Raw genomic sequence first — 19160 nt, forward strand, 5'->3', positions numbered from 1 at the left:
CAAAGACCTCGATAAGAAGCTCATGCGCTACATCCGCCAGTACAACAAAAACCCAAAACCGCTGAAATGGACCTTCGCTGATCCAACTCGACGCATCACATCCGATTCCTCGGATTCAGTGCACTAGCGGCGCGCTGCTCGGTGCAATGGGCGTCTTGCCGTGGTAGTGGTTGCGGCTGGCTTTCGCTTGCGCGCCATGGCTTCAGTGAGGCTGCAGGTGTGCGCTGCTGGACGCTTGTGACGTCGTGCGTGAGGCTGCGCACGTACCCTCATCCGCCCCTTCGGGGCACCTTCTTCCCCATGAAGGGGGGACAATGTCCCGATGGGAGAAGGGAGGCGCGCCTTCTCCCGTGAGAGGGCCAGGACTAGGTAATCGGCGCCGGATTGAACAAAGCCAGATCGTTGTGCAGGCGGTGGTGTTCGGTCCAGGTGCGCTGGCCGCTGGCCACATCCAGATAGCGTTGGAACACCTCCCAACCCAGCTGCTCCAGCGTCTTGTCACCGGTGGCTACGCTGCCGACATCGATGTCCATCAGGTCGGACCAGCGTTGCGCCAGTTCGCTGCGGGTGGCGACCTTGATCACCGGGACCATGCCCAGGCCGTAAGGCGTGCCGCGCCCGGTGGTGAACACATGCAGGTTCATGCCGGCCGCCACCTGCAGGGTGCCGCAGACAAAGTCGCTGGCCGGGTGGCGCAATACTGCAGGCCGTGTCCTTTGACCCGCTCGCCTTACGCGCCCGACGAAGCGCGCTATTTCTATGACCTGCTGGCGCAGCTGTTCGGCGCACGTGGCATCGCACCGCGCTCGGTGCAATACGTCAGCCAGATCCATCCGGTGCCGGCGCTGGTGCGCGCCGGCATGGGCATGGCACTCGTGCCAGAAGGCGCCAGCGGCTTGCGCTACGCCGGCATCGTCTACCTGCCGCTGCGCGATGAAACCCCTGCCACGCCGGTGGAGCTGCACCTGGTGTGGAAGCAGGACAACGACAACCCCGCGCTGCGTCGTTTGGTCGCCTGAGGGCCAGCATCAAGCCGTGCGCCCGCGCCAGGTGGCACGCCATGGCGCAATGACCGGCCTTGCCTGGAATCGTGCAGCGGGGGAATCGTGCAGCCGGCCGCCGGGGCCCGCATCCGCTGCGGCATGCCCGCCACACCTTCCGAAGCGGCGAGCATCCGCACTCTGCTGGCAGCAACGGGCGTGTGGGAGCCGCGCCTCTGCGGCGTTCCTACTGCCGCCCTACGCTCTGCACCACATGCAGGCGGCGCAGCCGGCGCATCACTTCAGCCAGATGGCGGCGGTCGCGCACCTGGATGTTGAAACGCAAGACGGCCGCATTGAAATCGCGGTCCAGGTAGTCCACGCGTTCGATATTGGATTTGCTTTGCGCGATCGCCGCAGCCAGCTGCGCCAGCACGCCGGTGCGGTTTTCCACTTCCACCACCAGCGCGGTGTCGTAATCGCCGGTGACGTTGGAGTCCCAATCGATCGGCACCCAGCGCTCGGGCGATTTGCGCAGCTCGGCCAGGTTCGGGCAGTCCAGGCGGTGCACCACGATGCCTTTGCCGGCGGTGTGGTAGCCCATGATTTCGTCGCCGGGAATCGGCTGACAACAGTTGGCGAAACTGATCACGCCGCGTTCGCTGCCGTCGATCAGGATCTTTTCGTGCGAGTGCTTGGAATGGCCGCCACCACGCAATTCAGCGTAGGCCATCAACGCCTGCGCGGCCTGATTGGGCATCCAGTTGCCCAGCGCCACATCGGCCAGCAGCGCTTCCAGACGCGGGTAGCGGTGCTCGTTGAGGAAAGCGTCCAGACGCCCCTTGGGCAGCCGTTCCAGCGAGGAGTCCATCGCTTCCAGCGCGCGATCGAGCATGCGATGGCCCAGCTGCACGGCATCTTCGTGCTCGAGCTGCTTGAGCTGGTGGCGGATCGCGGTGCGCGCCTTGCTGCTGACCACAAATTCCAGCCACTGCGGCTTGGGCGTGGCCGAGCGCGCGGTGATGATTTCCACCGCCTGCCCGCTGACCAGCTTGGTGCGCAGCGGCACCAGCTTCTTGTCCACACGCGAAGCCACCGCGCGGTTACCCACGTCGGTATGCACCGCGTAGGCGAAATCCAGCGCAGTGGAATTGCGCGGCAGCGCCAGAATCTTGCCCTTGGGCGTGAACAGATAGACCTCGTCCGGGAACAGGTCGACCTTGACGTTGTCCAGAAACTCCAGCGACGAGCCGGCGGCGCGCTGCGAGTCGATCAACCCCACGATCCAGTCGTGCGCGCGGCTCTGCGCACTGTTGGGCGAGGTTGAGCCCGCCTTGTAAGTCCAATGTGCGGCCACGCCGCGTTCGGCGATCAGGTCCATTTCTTCGGTGCGTATCTGCACTTCGATCGGCGAGCCGTAGGGGCCGAACAACACCGTGTGCAACGACTGGTAGCCGTTGGCCTTCGGGATCGCGATGAAATCGCGGAAGCGCCCATCCAGCGGCTTGAAGCTGGCATGCACCGCACCGAGGGCGTGGTAGCAATCGGCCACCGAACGCACCACCAGGCGGAAGCCGAACACATCCATCACCTGGTCGAAGGATTTGTTCTCTTCGTGCATCTTGGAATAGATGCTCCAGGGCGTCTTGATGCGGCTGACCAGACGATGTTCCAGCCCTTCCTTGGCCAGGCGCTGGCTCAGCTGCACTTCCACCTGCGCCATCGATTCGCGCCGCACCACCGGCTGGCTGCGGATGTGTTTCTCGAGGATGGCGTGGCGCCACGGGTACAACGCACGGAAGCCCAGATTCTGCAGCTCGGACTTGATCAGGCTCATGCCCAGGCGCTGGGCGATGGGTGCGTAGATCTCCAGCGTCTCGCGTGCGATACGGCCACGCGCTTCGGTGCTCTGCGCGCCGAGCGTGCGCATGTTGTGCAGGCGGTCGGCCAGTTTGATCATGATCACGCGCAGGTCGCGCGACATCGCCAGCAGCATCTTGCGGAAACTCTCCGCCGCCGCTTCCTGGCGGTCGCGGAACTTGAGCTTGTCCAGCTTGGTCACGCCATCGACCAGCTCGGCCACCGCTTCGCCGAATTCGGACGCCAGCTCTTCGCGCGTCAGCGGGGTGTCTTCGATGGTGTCGTGCAGGATCGCGGCGATCAGCGATTCCATGTCCAGGCCCAGCTCGGCAAGCACGCCGGCCACGGCCACCGGATGGGTGATGTAGGGCTCGCCGGACTTGCGGGTCTGGCCGGCATGCGCCATGGCGCCCACTTCCCAGGCACGGCGCAAGATCGGCAGCTGCTCCTTGGGCAGGTAGCTGGCGGCGCGTTCGAGGTGCAGGACGTAGTCGGGGATGGCCTGGTCGGAAGACGGAGACGTCACGACGGTCGCCTGGGCAGTGGGGCCTGGGTTCATGCGCGAAGACTATGCCAGTGGCCGGTTTGCGGCAACGCGGCATGCGTGCCTGGCAGGCCGGCGGCCTTTCATCGGGCACAGCGCTCCCCCCTCACGCCGGACGCAACGGCCACTCTGAACGCCCCTGCAATTTTGCCCAGCGTAGCGGCATTTGCCCGAATTGATACACTCGGGCCCGCATCGCTCCTGGGATTCGCCCATGCACGCTCCGCCCGACCTGCTGATCTTCGACTGCGACGGCGTGCTGGTCGACAGCGAGCCGTTGGCTTGCGCGGTTCTGGCCCAGGCACTGCAACAACACGGCGTGGATATCGACATCGGCGGCGTCCAGCAGCACTTTCTCGGGCGCAGCCTGGGCAGCGTGCGCGCGCATGTGCAGACGCTGGGTCGCACGCTGCCGGACACCTTCGAGCGCGACCTCACTGCCGCGTTACTGGCCCGCGTAGGCACAGAATTGCAGCCGATGCCGGGCGTGGCCGCGCTGCTGGACACAGTGCAGACACCACGGTGTGTTGCCTCCTCCAGCCATCTGGAGCGGGTGCGCCTGTGCCTGCAGGTCACCGGCCTGGCGGGTCATTTCCGCGCGCATATCTACACCGCCGAGCTGGTCGCCCGTGGCAAGCCCGCGCCGGACCTGTTCCTGCTCGCCGCCGCACGCATGCACGCGGCCCCTGCCTCCTGCCTGGTGATCGAAGACAGCCCGAGCGGCGTGCAGGCCGCATGCGCGGCCGGGATGCAGGTCTGGGGATTCACCGGCGGCGGTCATCACCGCGCCACTGCTGCCGCCGCTGCGCTGCTCGCTGCCGCAGGCGCATCGCAGGTGTTTGCAGACATGCCGGCCGTGGCCGCCGCACTTGGCGCCATCGGCACCAAGCGCCTGGGCACTACGTTAGGCTGAGACTTCCACGCAGACAGATGTGACGATGGCCAACCCCGATAACGACACCAGCCGACTCGATGCCGCAGCCAGAGCGGGCTGGCTGTACTACATCGCCGGCAACACCCAGGACGAGATCGCACGCAAGCTCAAGGTCTCGCGCGCCACCGCGCAGCGCCTGGTGTCGTTGTGCCTGAGCCAGCGGTTGATCACCTTCCGGCTGGAACATCCGATCGCCGCCTGCATGGATCTGGCCGCGCAGCTGCAAGACCGTTTCGGCATGCGCTATTGCGAGGTCGCGCCCACAGATCCGGCCGACCCGCACCTGGTCACCGGGGTCGCCGAACGTGCCGCGGCGCTGCTGGAATCCACCCTGCGCAGCGACACCCCGAGCATCATCGGCATCGGTACCGGCCGCGCCATGCGTGCGGCGGTGGAGCGCATTCCTGCGATGCAGACGCGCAATCATCAGTTGGTGTCGCTGGTCGGCAACATTTCCCCGGACGGCTCCGCCAGCCCGTTCGATGCAGTGGCGCGGCTGGCCGACCTGACCGGTGCGCAGCACTACCCGATGCCGCTGCCGGTGTTTCTGTCCTCGCAGGAAGAACGCGAAACGCTGTTGGGGATCGAAGCAGTGCGCCGGGTCCGCGCGATCGCCGCAAAGGCCGACCTGCGCCTGGTCGGTGTTGGCCAGCTCGATCAAACCGCGCCCCTGCATGTGGATGGTTTCATCAGCCGCACCGAACTGCTGGACCTGATCCGGCTGGGTGCGGTGGGCGAAGTGATCGGCTGGGCGCTCACCGCAGCCGGCGACATCATCGATGCAGGCACCAACCTGCGGTTGACCAGCGTGCCGCACCCGGTGCCGGCAACCAGCCTGTCGATCGGCGTAGCCGTGGGCAACGCCAAGGTGGGTCCGATCAAGGCCGCGCTGAAGGGCCGCATCCTCAACGGTCTGATCACCGACGAGCACACCGCCAAGGCCTTGCTCGCCAGCTGAGCGGTGCCATCGCGGCGGGCTCGATCGCAGTTCATTGCTGAAATTTCCCGGCGATTGCGGGCGCTTTGGCGTGCGCTGCGATGCTGCGCTGCAAGATCGAAAGTGCTTTACAGCGCGGCGAGGTCGTGGGCATATGCGCACCACACGGGCATTTGCTCAACCAACCTCAAGCTGAGGCACCGGTATGAACACTTCGATCAAGACCCTGATCTGCGCGGGACTGAGTGCAGCACTGGCGGCATGCGGCGGCGGCGCGAGCAACAGCGGCGCTGCGTCCAAGCCAGACACCCTGGTGATCGCCACGGTCAACAACGGCGACATGATCCGCATGCAGAAGTTGACCTCGGATTTCACCGCCACCCATCCGCAGATCAAGCTCGAATGGGTCACCCTGGAAGAGAACGTGCTCCGCCAGCGCGTCACCACCGACATCGCCACCAAGGGCGGCCAGTTCGATGTACTGACCATCGGTACCTACGAGGTGCCGATCTGGGCCGAGCGCGGCTGGCTCAAGCCGCTCACGTTCGATGCGGACTATCAGGTGGACGATCTGATCCCGCAGATCCGTGATGCGGCCAGTCACAACGGCCAGCTGTATGCCGCCCCGTTCTACGCCGAAGGCTCGATGCTGATGTACCGCACCGACCTGCTGCAAAAGGCCGGCTTGAGCATGCCGGCGCAGCCGTCGTGGAGCTTCGTGGCCGAGGCCGCCCGCAAGATGACCGACAAGCAGGCCGGCATCTACGGCATCTGCCTGCGCGGCAAGGCCGGCTGGGGCGAGAACATGGCCTTGATCAGTGCGATGGGCAATGCCTTCGGTGCGCGCTGGTTCGACGAACAGTGGAAGCCGCAGTTCGACCAGCCGGAATGGAAAGCCGCCCTGCAGACCTATGTGGATGTCATGAAGCAGGCCGGCCCGCCGGGCGCCGCGTCCAACGGCTTCAACGAGAACCTTGCGTTGTTCACCGCAGGCAAGTGCGCAATGTGGGTCGATGCCACGGTGGCCGCATCGTTCATCAGTAATCCGAGCGAATCCAAGGTCTCGGACAAGGTCGGCTTTGCTGCGGCGCCGGATGCGGGCAAGGGCAAGACCACCGGCTGGCTGTGGGCCTGGAATCTGGCCATCCCGGCCAGCTCCAAAAAGGCCGACAAGGCGCAGGCCTTCATCGCCTGGGCCACCAGCAAGCACTACACCGAGCTGGTGGCCGGCAAGGAAGGCTGGGGCAATGTGCCGCCGGGGACGCGCCAGTCGCTGTACACCACGGCCGAGTACCTCAAGGCCGCACCCTTCGCCAAGCAGACGCTGACTGCCATCCAGGGCGCCGACACCCATCACCCCACGGTCAAGCCGGTGCCGTATGTCGGCGTGCAGTACGCGGCCATCCCCGAGTTCCAGTCGATCGGCACCACCGTGGGCCAGCAGTTTTCCGCGGCGCTCACCGGCTCGATCAGCGTGGATGAAGCATTGAAGAATGCGCAGGCAGCGACCGAGCGCGAGATGCAGCGGGCCGGCTACCCCAAACGCTAGCTGCAGGGCGCAACGTGCAGGTTCGAGGGCCCGGGCACCCTGCCCGGCCCATCCCTGGCCACAGACATGCTCCGGCGTCACGGCGCCGCATCTACTCCACGAGGCAATCGATGAAGATCAGGCACACCACACCTGCGCTGACGCTGGTGCTCGCCGGTCTGGCCTGCATGCAGGCCAGCGCCCAGGCATTCGACCCGGACAAGCATATTGGCGGCGACTGGGGCGGCCTGCGCAGCCAGCTGGCCGATGACGGCATCCAGTTCAAAATGGCGCACTTCAGCCAGACCGCCCACAACACCTCCGGCGGGCTGCGCGAGCGCACTGCCTATGCCGATCAATTCTTCCTGGGCGGCTACTTCGACCTGGACCGGCTATGGGGCTGGTCCGGCGCCGATTTCAAGCTGGAGATCACCAATCGCAACGGGGAGTTGATCAACAACACCGCCGGCATCCCCACGCTGTTGCAGTCGCAGCAGATCTTCGGGCGCGGCGATGTCACACGCCTGACCCAGTTCTCGCTGACCCAACGCCTGTTCGACGACAGGCTGACCCTGAAGGCCGGCCGCCTGTATCCCAGCGCCGATTTCTTCGCGCTGAACTGCAACTACCAGCACCTGACCTTCTGCAGCGGCGGCTCGTCCAACTACATCAGCAACAACTGGTATGGCGACCCGCTCAGCGCCTGGGGTGGCGTGGCCACGTTCAGCCCGGACAAACGCTGGTTTTTCCGCGTGGGCGGCTACGACGCCAACCCGCAAAACCGGTCAACCGACCAGGGCCTCAAGCTCGGCACATCCGGCGACGACCACGGCACCATGATCGTCGCCGAAGTGGAGTACAAACCCGACTACGGCAACGGGATCGATGGCGACTACCGCATCGGTGCAACCCGCAACAGCAACGATCAGCTGCGCGTCTATACCCGCTCGGGCGTGCCGACCAGCCTCGGCACCGATCCGGCCGCGCTGCACGACACCGACCGTGCGTTCTACGCCAATTTCGAACAACAGGTCACCAGCAATGGTGCCGGAGGCGGTTTGCGGCTGTTTGCAAGCATCATCGACGCCGATGACGAGGTCAGCACCGTAGGCCAGGTGCTGGCGATCGGCGGGTTCTGGAAAGGTCTGTCCGCTGCGCGACCCAACGACCGCGTTGGCGTGGCCGTGGGCCGCAATGCGCTCAGCAATTCATTGCGCACGGCGCAAACCCGCTACAACCAACGCTTGCCCACAGGCACGACGGCCATTGGCGTGCAGCGCTACGAATACCCCATCGAGTTCAATTACAACATCGCCGTCAGCCGCGGGATCGAAGTCATGCCCAGCGTGCAGTACATCCGCCATCCGGGTGGGCTGGATGGCGACAACGCCACCATTTGGGGCCTGCAGGTCAGCCTGAACTTCTGACGCACCACCGGCCGTGCGGTCGACGCGTCCCTCTGCGTCGACGCATGCGGCCACTGCCATGCATTGCAGGCGCGCTGCCTGCCTCCACCCTGGACCTTGCCGATGGCTACGCACCAAACGCAAAAACTCGCACGGTTTCTGATCGCCCCGTCGATCGTGCTGCTGCTGGCCTGGATGATCGTGCCGCTGGCGATGACGGTGTGGTTTTCCACGTTGAACTACAACCTGCTCACCCCGGAAAAGACTTTCGTCGGACTGGGCAACTACCGCTACTTTCTGGGCAACCCGGCGTTCATGTCGTCGTTGGGCAATACCCTGTTGCTGGTCGGGTCGGTACTGGCGATCACTGCGGTGTTCGGCGTGCTGATCGCATTGCTGCTGGATCAGGTATTCGTGGGCCGCCGCATCGTGCGCTTGCTGTTGATCGCGCCGTTCTTCGTGATGCCGACGGTGAGCGCGCTGATCTGGAAGAACCTGCTGATGCATCCGGTGTCCGGATTGCTGGCGTGGCTTTGGCAAAGCGTTGGGCTGACGCCGATCGACTGGTTCACCCAGTACCCGATGTTTTCCATCATCGTCATCGTGGCCTGGCAATGGTTGCCGTTTGCGGTGCTGATCCTGCTGACCGCACTGCAGTCACTGGATGAAGAACAACAGGAAGCCGCGCTGATGGACGGCGCCGGCGCGTTCGATCGCTTCTTCCATCTGACCCTGCCGCATCTGGCGCGCCCACTGACCATCGTGGTGCTGATCGAAACCATCTTCCTGCTCACCGTGTTCGTGGAGATCTACGTCACCACCGGCGGCGGGCCCGGCCTGCAGACCACCAACCTGGCGTACCTGATCTATTCGCAGGCACTGCTGCAGTACGACGTGGGTGCCGCCTCGGCAGGCGGATTGATCGCCGTGGTGCTGGCCAATATCGCGGCCATCTTCCTGGTGCGCATCGTCGGCAAGAACCTGGAGACCTGAGATGGCACGTCGTACTCCCACGCTGCAGATACTCGTCACCACGGTTGCCGCATGGGTGGTCGGCGGGGTGATCTTCTTCCCGATCCTGTGGATGCTGCTGACCAGCTTCAAGACCGAAGTCGATGCGTTTTCCAGCCCGCCCAGCTTCGTGTTCTTCCATTGGACACTGGAGAATTACATCGCCGTGCAGGGCCGCAGCGACTACTTCGCGCATGCCTGGAATTCGGTGGCGGTGTCGGTGGGGTCGACCCTGATCGCGCTTGTCATCGCCATCCCTGCTGCATGGTCGATGGCGTTCTCGCCGACCAAGCGCACGCGCGGCATCCTGTTGTGGATGTTGTCCACCAAGATGCTGCCGCCGGTGGGCGTGCTGGTGCCGATCTATCTGCTGTACCGCGATTCCGGGCTGCTGGATACGCAGCTGGGCCTGATCATCGTGCTTTGCCTGAGCAACCTGCCGATCATGGTCTGGATGTTGTTCAACTACTTCAAGGACATCCCCAAGGACATCCTGGAAGCGGCGCGCATGGATGGCGCCACCATCGGCAAGGAGATCCTTTACATCCTGGCGCCGATGGCAGTGCCCGGCATCGCGTCTTCGCTGCTGCTCAACGTGATCCTGGCCTGGAACGAGGCGTTCTGGTCGTTGAATCTGTCCTCGTCGCAGGCCTCGCCGTTGACCGCGTTCATCGCCTCGTACTCGAGCCCGGAAGGCCTGTTCTGGGCCAAGTTGTCGGCCGCCTCGACGATGGCCATCGCACCGATCCTGGTGCTGGGCTGGTTCTGCCAGAAGCAGCTCGTGCGCGGGCTCACCTTCGGCGCGGTGAAGTAGCTCACTCAACTTTGATAGGTGGTTCATGGGACGCATCACGCTGCAAGGTGTCAGCAAATCCTTCGACGATACCCAGGTCATCCACGGCGCGGATCTGGAGATCGACGATGGCAAGTTCGTGGTCTTCGTGGGCCCGTCCGGCTGCGGCAAGACCACGTTATTGCGCTTGATCGCCGGGCTGGAAGACGTCAGTGGCGGGCGCATCCTCATCGATGGCCAGGACGTGACCGGCCTGGCGCCGGCCAAGCGTGGATTGTCGATGGTGTTTCAGTCATACGCGCTGTATCCGCACATGAGCGTGCGCAAGAACATCGCCTTCGGCCTGAAGATGGCGCGCGTACCCAGTGCCGAGATCGAGCGGCGCGTGGCGCAGGCCGCCACGGTGCTCAACCTCACCGATTATCTGGACCGCAAACCCGGGCAGTTGTCCGGCGGCCAGCGCCAGCGCGTGGCGATCGGCCGCGCCATCGTGCGCGAGCCAAAGGGCTTCCTGTTCGACGAGCCGCTGTCCAACCTGGATGCCGCCCTGCGCGTCCAGATGCGCCTGGAAGTCACGCGCCTGCAGAAGCAGCTCAAGACCACCGCGGTGTACGTCACCCACGACCAGGTCGAAGCGATGACCATGGCCGACGAGATCGTGGTGCTGCAGGCCGGACGCATCGAGCAGGTGGGCACGCCGCTGGAGTTGTACGAGCGCCCTGCCAACGTGTTCGTGGCCGGCTTCATCGGCTCGCCGCGCATGAATCTGTTGCAGGGCGAGGTGGCCGTGCGCCATGGCGCAGTCACGCTCGGGGTGCGCCCGGAACATATCGCCGTGCAGCGCGGCAACCCCGCACCCGGCAGCGGCGATGCCTGGCAGGGCAGCGTGATCCAGGCCGAGCATCTGGGTAGCGACACCTTCGTCTACGTGGCGATCCCCGGCGTGGGCACGATCGATGCGCGCTGCACCGGCGATCTGCGCGTGCACGTTGGCGAGACGGTGACCCTGATCCCCGACCCGCAGCATCTGCACCGCTTCGACGCGCAGCAACAGGCCATGCGCTGAGCGCGCCACTGCCTCGTTGTTCCTCCCATGTACTCCTCCCCGTTTTCGCTTCCTCCCCCACGATCAAGACCAGCAGGAGATATGCCGATGTATCTGGACAAGTTCAAACTCGATGGCCGCGTGGCGGTCGTCACCGGTGGCGGCCGTGCGATCGGCCTGGCGATTTGCGAAGCGCTGGCCGAAGCCGGTGCCAAGGTGGTCATTGCCGATCACGATGGCGCTGTGGCCGAGCAAGGCCTGGCCACCCTGCGCAGCAAGGGCCTGGATGCGCAGATCGTGCAGATGGACGTCACCGATTCGGCACGCGTTACCAGCGTGGCCGATGCATTGAACGCCCAGTTCGGCAAGGTCGACATCCTGGTCAACAACGCCGGCATCGCGCGTAGCCAGACCCCGGCCGAAACGGTCACCGACGAGCACTGGCTCAATGTCATCGACGTCAACCTCAATGGCACCTTCTGGTGCTGCCGCGCGTTCGGCAAGCACATGCTGGACAGCGGCGACGGCGTGATCGTCAACGTCGGCTCGATGTCCGGCTTCATCGTCAACAAGCCGCAGGCGCAGGCTTACTACAACGCCTCCAAGGCGGCGGTGCATCACCTGACCAAATCGCTGGCCGCCGAATGGGGCGCACGCGGCGTGCGCGTCAATGCAGTTGCGCCGACCTACATCGCCACGCCACTGAATGCCTTCGTCAAGGAAGACCCGGCGATGTACGACGCCTGGATCGGCGGCACGCCGATGGGGCGGCTGGGCGAAGTGGAAGAAATCGCTTCGGTGGCGCTGTTTCTGGCCTCCCCCGCCGCCAGCCTGATGACCGGTAGCATCGTGCTGGCCGACGGCGGCTATACCTGCTGGTAAACCATGCAACCGACCAACGAGGCAATCTACATCGGCGTGGACGTGGGCACCGGCAGCGCCCGCGCCGGGCTGTTCGACGCGCGCGGCCAATTGCTCGGCACCGCGCGCCACCCCATCCAGACCTGGTACCTGCCCGGCGAGATGGTCGAACAATCGTCGACAGACATCTGGCAGGCCTGCGTGCAGGCGATCCGCGCCGCGCTGGCGCACACTGGTGTGGACGCTGCGCAGGTGGCCGGCATCGGCTTCGATGCCACTTGCTCGCTGGTGGCGGTGGCCGCCGACGGCGGGCCGGTGTGCATCAGCCCCAGCGGCCAGGCCGAGCGCGACGTCATCGTATGGATGGACCACCGCGCCATTGCCCAGGCCGCGCACATCAACGCCACCGACGAGCCGGTGCTGCGCTATGTCGGCGGGCAGATCTCGCCGGAAATGCAGACCCCCAAGCTGCTGTGGCTCAAGCAGCATCTGCCCGACAGCTACACACGTGCCGCGCATTTCTTCGACCTGGCCGACTGGTTGAGCTGGCGCGCCACCGACAGCACAGACCGTTCGCTATGCACGGTGACCTGCAAATGGACCTACGTGCAGCACGAAGGGGGCTGGAGCCGGCGTTATTTCGAACGCATCGGCCTGGGCGACCTGCTGGACGACGCGGCCGCACGGATCGGTAGCAGCGTGGTGCCGCCTGGCACCGCGCTGGGCCAGGGGCTGACGGCGCGCGCCGCGGAAGAGTTGGGCCTGCGTGCGGGTACGGCGGTGGGCGCAGCGTTGATCGATGCCCACGCCGGTGCCATCGGCACGCTCGCCAGCCCGTCCGCAGATGGCCAGCCGATGCCGCTCACCGCACGGTTGGCGTATATCTTCGGCACCTCGGCCTGCGTGTTGGCCAGCACGCAGACGCCGTGCTTCACGCCCGGCGTCTGGGGGCCTTACGGCTCCGCACTGGTTCCAGGGCTATGGCTCAACGAAGGCGGCCAATCCGCCGCCGGCGTGGCAATCGACACCCTGGTGCGCTCGCACCCGGGCTATGCCGACGCCCAGGCACAGGCGGCCGCCGCAGGCCAGGATGTGCTGCAGTGGCTGGAAGAGCGCGTGCTGGCGCGCGTGGGCAGCGCGTCCCAGGCCGCCGTGCTGGCGCGCCGGCTGCATGTGCTGCCGGACTATCTGGGCAACCGTTCGCCCGATGCCGACCCCAACGCGCGCGCGATGATCGCCGGGCTGACCATCGATCACGATCTGCAAGGCCTGGAAGCGCTGTACGTGGCCGGCATCTGCGGCCTGGGCTACGGGCTGGCCGAGATCATCGATGCGCTGCGCGCGCAGGGCGTCAGGTTCGACAGCGTGATCATGAGTGGCGGCGCCAGCCACAGCCGCCTGGTCCGCCAATTGATGGCCGATGCCTGTGGCGTGCCGGTGCAGGTCGCTGCCACCGCCGAACCGGTGCTGCTGGGCAGCGCGATGCTGGCCGCGGTGGCCAGCGGCGGATTCGGCGACCTGCCCGCGGCGATGTCGGCGATGAGCGGCCTGGGCGCGAGTACCGCGGCAACGCCGGAAGACATCGCACGCTTGCATGCCGCAAAGCGGCGCGGATACCAGGCCATGCAGGCGCTGGATCGGCAGCTGCGCCGCACGATGGAAGGCGCCGGCAAAGAATGACTGCTGACGCCAGCGGCGCGCGCGGTAAGCACGTGCGTTGTTGGCGTCGGTCTGACGACCAGCGCGCGGGTCGGTTGGCTGCACTGCATCGACGTCGATAAGCGCATCGTCGCGGGCAGCGGTGGACGGAACGTGCGGCGCGCAGCATGCACGCCACACGGCAGCGCAGCGCGCGAGGTCCAAACTCGTCTCACCGCGCCACAGTCATCCTGCCGCATGCGCCATGCCTCAAAACGCAAACAGCCCGCACAAGGCGGGCTGTCCGGATAGCGTCGGCCACCACTTCGGCGGGTGGCGATCAGTCGTCGTTCTTGGACATGTCTTCGTCGGCCACCACTTCGGCGGCGGCCCATTCCAGCGCTTCGCGCTCGGCACGCTCGCGTTCGGCCTTTTCGACTTCGTCGATCAGCGCGTTGTCGATCCGGCGTGCGGCGATCTCGCGCAGTGCCATCACGGTGGGCTTGTCGCTGGCATCGGCGTTTTCGATCAGCGGCTGTACGCCGTTGGCGAGCTGACGGGCGCGCTTGGAGGCCATCATGACCAGCTCGAAACGGTTGTTCACGACTTCCAGGCAATCTTCTACGGTAATGCGGGCCATGCGGGCTCCCGGCGACCAGCAACGGCCGCGCATCGAATGAGGGAAAGGGGGCGGAGTGTACGCCGCCGCCGCTGGCCGGGCAACCAGCGAGCGTTCAGTTTACTTTGAAATCAGCAACTTGGGCCGAGTCTACCCACCCGCACGTCCGTCCGGGTGCGCAGAACATCCCTTGCATACCCGGCTGTGAGCCGATCAGCCGCCATCCGCGCAGTCCACACCGCTACGCCGGCAGATCACCACACTGCACGGCGTTGGCGTCGGAGCAAGCGCGCAGACATCGAGCATCACGCGCCTGCAAGCAGAGACGACGAGCTCAGTCCAGCAGCGCCTGGATCAACCCGGCGCGCCGCTGTTGCTGTGCCTGCCGACGCAACCGGCTGGCGGTGAAGATGGCGCACATCTCCGAGACCGCGGTGTCGAAGGTCTCGTTGATGATCACGTAATCGAACTCTTCGAAATGCAGCATTTCTTCGCGGGCGGCAGCCAGGCGTTGCGCCATCACGTCCTCGCTGTCCTGCCCACGCTTGCGCATGCGCTCGTCCAGCGCCTGGCGCGAGGGCGGCAGGATGAACACGCTCACCGCATCGGGCACTTTCTGACGCACCTGGCGCGCGCCCTGCCAGTCGATCTCCAGCAGCACGTCGTGACCGGCAGCCAGCTGCGGCTCCACCGACTGCCGCGCGGTGCCTTTCCAGTCGCCATGCACCAGCGCGTATTCGAAGAAATCGCCCGCCTCGATCATGCCCTGGAACTCGTCGGCGGAGACGAAATGGTAGTGCTCGGCATGCCGCTCGCCCGGCCGCGGCGCGCGCGAGGTGAAGGAGATCGACAAGGCGATCTTCGGGTCGCGCGCCAGGGTGGCGTTGACGATGCTGCTCTTGCCGGCGCCCGAGGGGGCCGCAACGATATAGAGAGTGCCGCGCATAGGTCAGGGATTCGGGATTGGGGAGTCGGATGTCGCGAACGAACTGCGGACCGGTACCACCGGGGTCGACATGCTACCGGGATTGGCTTCGGCCCGCTGAAACGCGAGGTTGCCGTCGACCAATTCCGAATCCCCAATCACCAATCCCGGCTACTCGATGTTCTGCACCTGCTCGCGGATCTGGTCGATCAACACCTTCAGATCCACGGCGGCATTGGAGGTGCGGCTGTCCACCGATTTGGAGCCCAGGGTGTTGGCTTCGCGGTTGAATTCCTGCAGCAGGAAGTCCAGGCGGCGGCCGACCGGCTCGCGCTGCTTGAGCACGCGGCGGATTTCGGCGATGTGGCTGGACAGGCGGTCCAGCTCCTCGTCCACGTCGAGCTTCTGCAGCCACAGCACCAGTTCCTGCTCGGCACGGCCCGGTTCCACCGGATGCGGCAGATCGGCCAGGCGTGCGGCCAACTTGGCGCGCTGCCCTTCGCGGATCACCGGAATCAGGATGCGCACCTCGGCGGCAATGCGTTCGATCGCATCCACCCGCTCGCTGATCGCCTCGGCCAGCTTGCTGCCTTCGCGCTCGCGTGCGGCGACAAAGCTGTCCACCACCTCGTCCAGCAAGGCCAGCGCCTGCGCCTGCAGCGCGGGCGCGTCCACGTCCTGCACCTGCAGCACGCCGGGCAGTTGCAGCAAATCGGTGAAGCCCACCTGCAGCTTGGGAAACAGGCCATCCAGCCGCGTGGCCAGCGCGCCCAGTTCCTGCAACAACGCTTCGTTGACCGCCAGCGTCTGCGCGTTTTCGGGCGCGCGCAGGCGCAGCGTCAGATCCAGTTTGCCGCGGCTGTTCTTCGCTGCCACGCGCTCACGCAGCAACGGCTCCAGCGCACGCAATTCCTCGGGCAGGCGCGTACCCACTTCCAAAAATCGATGGTTGACCGAGCGCAGCTCGCAACCGAGCGTGCCCCAGGGCGTGATGCGTTCGCCGCCAGCAAACGCGGTCATGCTTCGGATCATCGTGAATCCCGTGCCGTCAAAGCGCGAATGGTACCCTAGCGGCCCTTGCCGGCTGCCTGCACGCTGCGCACTGAAGCCAGACCCACCTCCCGACTTCCGGACTCATCGCATGACCTTTTCCCGTCCCAGCGGCCGCACGGCCGACCAGCTGCGCCCGGTGCGCATCGAACGCGCCTTCACCCGCCATGCCGAAGGCTCGGTGCTGGTGAGCTTCGGCGACACCCGCGTGCTGTGCACCGCCAGCGTGGAAAACCGCGTGCCGGGCTTCCTGCGTGGCAAGGGCGAAGGCTGGGTCACCGCCGAATACGGCATGTTGCCGCGCTCCACCCACACCCGTTCCGACCGCGAGGCCGCACGTGGCAAGCAGGGCGGGCGCACGCTGGAAATCCAGCGCCTGATCGGCCGCGCACTGCGCGCCTGCGTGGACCGCAATGCGCTGGGCGAGCGCACCATCACCCTGGACTGCGACGTGCTGCAGGCCGATGGCGGCACCCGCACCGCCGCCATCACCGGCGCTTACGTGGCGCTGGCCGATGCGGTGAACCTGCTGCTCAAGCGCGGCGACATCAAGAAGCACCCGCTGATCGGCGCGGTGGCTGCGGTGTCGGTGGGCATCTATCGCGGCGAACCGGTGCTGGATCTGGATTACCCGGAAGACAGCGACTGCGATACCGACATGAATGTGGTGATGAACGATGGCGGCGGCTTCATCGAGCTGCAGGGCACCGCCGAAGGCCACGCGTTCCGTCGCGAGGAACTCAACGCACTGCTCGCACTCGCCGAAAAAGGCATGGGCGAATTGTTCGCGCTGCAACGCGCCGCACTGGCCGGATGAGCCGCCGTATCGCCCTGACCACCTTGCTGGTTGCCGATTACGATGCGGCCATTGCCTGGTACACCGGCGCACTGGGTTTCCACGTACTGCAGGACCGCCCGCTCGATGATGGCAAGCGCTGGCTGGTGATCGGCCCCGGCACTGCGCAAGACGCCGGCCTGCTGCTCGCGCAACCGGCCGACGCTGCGCAACGTGCGCGCATCGGCGACCAGACCGGTGGGCGGGTGGATCATTTCCTCTACACCGACGACTTCTGGCGCGACCACGCGGCCATGCAGGCCTTCGGTGTGGAATTTCTGGAAACCCCGCGCGAGGAGCCGTACGGCACGGTGGTGGTGTTCCGCGATCTGTACGGCACCAGGTGGGACCTGCTGGAGCCCAAGCAATGAAACACCTGGTCCTGGCCAGCGGCAACGCCGGCAAGCTGGAAGAACTGCGCGCCATGTTGGCCGCCTTGCCGCTGCGCATCGTCGCGCAAGGCGAGCTGGGTGTGGAAGATGTGCCGGAAACCGGCCTGACCTTCGTCGAGAACGCGTTGATCAAGGCACGTCATGCCAGCGCGGTGACCGGCTTGCCGGCGCTGGCCGATGATTCGGGCTTGATCGTCGATGCGCTCGGCGGTGCGCCAGGCTTGTACAGCGCGCGCTACGCCGGCAGCCCGACCAATGCGCTGGCCAACAATGCCAAGTTGCTCGACGCCATGCGCGATGTACCAGCGGATCGCCGCAGCGCGCGGTTTTACGCGGTGATCGTGTTGCTGCGTCACCCGGAAGATCCGCAACCGCTGATTGCCGAAGGCAGCTGGGAAGGCGTGATCACCACCGAGCCGCGCGGCGATGGCGGCTTCGGCTACAACCCGGTGTTTCTGGATCCGGTGTACGGCCTGACCGCTGCGGAAATGGATTCCGCCTTGAAGAACCGCCTCAGCCATCGCGCGGTGGCCCTGGCCACGCTGCAGCACAAGCTGCATGCGTTGGCGTTGTGAATCACGCTAGCGCAATGCCCCAACTGATCCCACCGCCGCTGTCGCTCTACGTGCACCTGCCCTGGTGCGTGCGCAAATGCCCGTACTGCGATTTCAATTCGCATGCGGCCAAGGGCGTGCTGCCGTTCGAGGAGTACGTAGATGCACTGATCCGCGACCTGGATGCAGACCTGCCGCTGGTGTGGGGCCGCGTGGTGCATTCGGTATTCTTCGGCGGCGGCACCCCCAGCCTGTTTCCGGCCGAGGCGATCGACCGCTTTCTGCAAGCGGCTGCGGCGCGGCTGCGCTTCGCGCCGAATCTAGAAATCACGCTGGAAACCAATCCCGGCACTGCCGAGCATGGCCGTTTCGAACACTACCGCGCCGCGGGCGTGAACCGCCTGAGTTTCGGCGTGCAGACCTTCGACGACGTGGCGCTGCAGCGGCTTGGGCGCATTCACGACAGCGCCGATGCCGAGCGTGCGATCAAACTGGCGCAGGACGCCGGCTACGACAATTTCAATATCGACCTGATGTATGCGTTGCCCGAACAGACGCTGCTGCAGGCCGAGCACGATCTGGAGCGCGCGTTTGCGCTGCGACCCACGCACGTGTCGCACTACCAGCTCACGCTGGAGCCGAACACGGTGTTCTTCGCCCGCCCGCCAAAGGGCATCCCCGACGACGATGCGGCCTGGGATATCCAGGAACACTGCCAACGCCTGCTGGCCGAGGCCGGCTATGCACAGTACGAAGTGAGCGCGTATGCCAAACCGGGGCGGCAGTGCGCGCACAATCTCAACTACTGGCGTTTCGGCGATTACCTGGGCATTGGCGCGGGTGCGCACGGCAAGATCAGCTCCGGTGCCCAAGAGCATGTGCTGCGGCGTTGGAAGCACAAGCATCCGCAAAGCTATCTGGCCAGCGCCGGCACGCCTGCATCGATTGGCGGCGATGAAGTCGTGCCGCGCGAGCGGCTGCCGTTCGAATACATGCTCAACCTGCTGCGCCTGCACGAAGGCTTCCGGCTGAGCGATTTCGAGGCATCCACCGGCCTTGCGGCCGCGGCCATCGAGCTGCCGCTGGCGCGCGCAGTGGCCCAAGGCTGGATGACCCGGCAGGACGAACGCGTGGTGCCGACCGAGCTGGGCCGCCGGTTCACCAACGATGTGGTCGAGCTGTTCCTGGGCTAGCCGCGCCCAACGTCGCCGGTAAGCCGGCAGCGCAGCGCGCCCGCTTAGCCACTCT

Annotated in this window: 19 protein-coding genes; 14 read left to right on the plus strand and 5 right to left on the minus strand. The window is 65.6% G+C overall.

Features of this window, described 5'->3' with window-relative positions; all coding sequences use genetic code 11:
- Positions 1 to 365: 365 nt before the first annotated feature.
- Positions 366 to 698: a UxaA family hydrolase gene (locus tag A7D16_RS16290; protein ID WP_064634276.1), complete on the minus strand. Its 333-nt coding sequence runs from the start codon at positions 696 to 698 to the stop codon at positions 366 to 368.
- An 18-nt stretch (positions 699 to 716) separates the two neighbouring features.
- On the opposite strand from A7D16_RS16290, the gene A7D16_RS16295 reads away from it, so the two are divergent.
- On the plus strand, positions 717 to 1019 hold the full coding sequence (locus tag A7D16_RS16295; protein WP_064634277.1) for a LysR substrate-binding domain-containing protein: 303 nt from the start codon (positions 717 to 719) through the stop codon (positions 1017 to 1019).
- Positions 1020 to 1227: 208 nt separating this feature from the next.
- Here A7D16_RS16295 and A7D16_RS16300 read toward each other — a convergent pair whose 3' ends face one another.
- Positions 1228 to 3399 carry a RelA/SpoT family protein gene (locus A7D16_RS16300; protein WP_064634278.1) on the minus strand — a complete coding sequence of 724 codons (2172 nt, stop codon included), beginning with the start codon at positions 3397 to 3399 and terminating at the stop codon, positions 1228 to 1230.
- 199 nt (positions 3400 to 3598) lie between these two features.
- On the opposite strand from A7D16_RS16300, the gene A7D16_RS16305 reads away from it, so the two are divergent.
- The 9 genes from A7D16_RS16305 (at position 3599) to A7D16_RS16345 (ending at position 13579) form a co-directional block, all read left to right on the plus strand.
- Entirely contained in the window at positions 3599 to 4297 is a 699-nt protein-coding gene (locus tag A7D16_RS16305) for an HAD family hydrolase (protein WP_064634279.1), read from the plus strand.
- A 25-nt stretch (positions 4298 to 4322) separates the two neighbouring features.
- A complete protein-coding gene (locus A7D16_RS16310; protein ID WP_005996784.1) occupies positions 4323 to 5276 on the plus strand; it encodes a sugar-binding transcriptional regulator in 954 nt (317 codons plus the stop codon).
- 184 nt (positions 5277 to 5460) lie between these two features.
- Positions 5461 to 6804 (plus strand): ABC transporter substrate-binding protein, encoded by a 1344-nt coding sequence (locus A7D16_RS16315; protein ID WP_095522429.1) that lies wholly within the window; start codon positions 5461 to 5463, stop codon positions 6802 to 6804.
- A 110-nt stretch (positions 6805 to 6914) separates the two neighbouring features.
- Entirely contained in the window at positions 6915 to 8210 is a 1296-nt protein-coding gene (locus tag A7D16_RS16320) for a carbohydrate porin (RefSeq protein ID WP_082925822.1), read from the plus strand.
- A gap of 102 nt (positions 8211 to 8312) precedes the next feature.
- A complete protein-coding gene (locus A7D16_RS16325; protein WP_064634280.1) occupies positions 8313 to 9182 on the plus strand; it encodes a carbohydrate ABC transporter permease in 870 nt (289 codons plus the stop codon).
- Position 9183: 1 nt separating this feature from the next.
- Entirely contained in the window at positions 9184 to 10014 is an 831-nt protein-coding gene (locus A7D16_RS16330; protein WP_064634282.1) for a carbohydrate ABC transporter permease, read from the plus strand.
- A gap of 25 nt (positions 10015 to 10039) precedes the next feature.
- The gene (locus A7D16_RS16335) at positions 10040 to 11059 is read left to right on the plus strand and encodes an ABC transporter ATP-binding protein (RefSeq protein WP_064634284.1); all 1020 of its coding nucleotides are present in this window, start codon (positions 10040 to 10042) and stop codon (positions 11057 to 11059) included.
- An 87-nt stretch (positions 11060 to 11146) separates the two neighbouring features.
- Positions 11147 to 11920, plus strand: coding sequence for an SDR family NAD(P)-dependent oxidoreductase (locus A7D16_RS16340; RefSeq protein ID WP_064634325.1), 774 nt, complete (start codon positions 11147 to 11149; stop codon positions 11918 to 11920).
- Between the two features lie 3 nt (positions 11921 to 11923).
- Entirely contained in the window at positions 11924 to 13579 is a 1656-nt protein-coding gene (locus tag A7D16_RS16345; RefSeq protein WP_064634286.1) for an FGGY-family carbohydrate kinase, read from the plus strand.
- Positions 13580 to 13877: 298 nt separating this feature from the next.
- Here A7D16_RS16345 and rpoZ read toward each other — a convergent pair whose 3' ends face one another.
- The 3 genes from rpoZ to A7D16_RS16360 form a co-directional block, all read right to left on the minus strand.
- Positions 13878 to 14177 (minus strand): DNA-directed RNA polymerase subunit omega, encoded by a 300-nt coding sequence (gene rpoZ / locus A7D16_RS16350; RefSeq protein WP_002812428.1) that lies wholly within the window; start codon positions 14175 to 14177, stop codon positions 13878 to 13880.
- A gap of 313 nt (positions 14178 to 14490) precedes the next feature.
- Positions 14491 to 15102: a guanylate kinase gene (gene gmk / locus A7D16_RS16355; protein ID WP_064634288.1), complete on the minus strand. Its 612-nt coding sequence runs from the start codon at positions 15100 to 15102 to the stop codon at positions 14491 to 14493.
- 150 nt (positions 15103 to 15252) lie between these two features.
- Positions 15253 to 16113 (minus strand): YicC/YloC family endoribonuclease, encoded by an 861-nt coding sequence (locus A7D16_RS16360; RefSeq protein ID WP_064634290.1) that lies wholly within the window; start codon positions 16111 to 16113, stop codon positions 15253 to 15255.
- A gap of 109 nt (positions 16114 to 16222) precedes the next feature.
- Here A7D16_RS16360 and rph point away from each other — a divergent pair, with 109 nt between their 5' ends.
- From rph to hemW, 4 genes are read left to right on the plus strand one after another with little or no spacing between them, the layout of a single operon-like run.
- Entirely contained in the window at positions 16223 to 16948 is a 726-nt protein-coding gene (gene rph, locus A7D16_RS16365) for a ribonuclease PH (RefSeq protein ID WP_064634292.1), read from the plus strand.
- Entirely contained in the window at positions 16945 to 17337 is a 393-nt protein-coding gene (locus tag A7D16_RS16370) for a VOC family protein (RefSeq protein ID WP_064634294.1), read from the plus strand. Before rph ends, A7D16_RS16370 begins: the two co-directional genes overlap by 4 nt.
- Positions 17334 to 17933 carry an RdgB/HAM1 family non-canonical purine NTP pyrophosphatase gene (rdgB, locus tag A7D16_RS16375; RefSeq protein WP_064634296.1) on the plus strand — a complete coding sequence of 200 codons (600 nt, stop codon included), beginning with the start codon at positions 17334 to 17336 and terminating at the stop codon, positions 17931 to 17933. Before A7D16_RS16370 ends, rdgB begins: the two co-directional genes overlap by 4 nt.
- 14 nt (positions 17934 to 17947) lie before the next feature.
- On the plus strand, positions 17948 to 19105 hold the full coding sequence (gene hemW, locus A7D16_RS16380) for a radical SAM family heme chaperone HemW (RefSeq protein WP_064634298.1): 1158 nt from the start codon (positions 17948 to 17950) through the stop codon (positions 19103 to 19105).
- Positions 19106 to 19160 lie beyond the last annotated feature (55 nt).

The organism is Xanthomonas nasturtii (assembly GCF_001660815.1).
GTDB lineage: Bacteria > Pseudomonadota > Gammaproteobacteria > Xanthomonadales > Xanthomonadaceae > Xanthomonas > Xanthomonas nasturtii.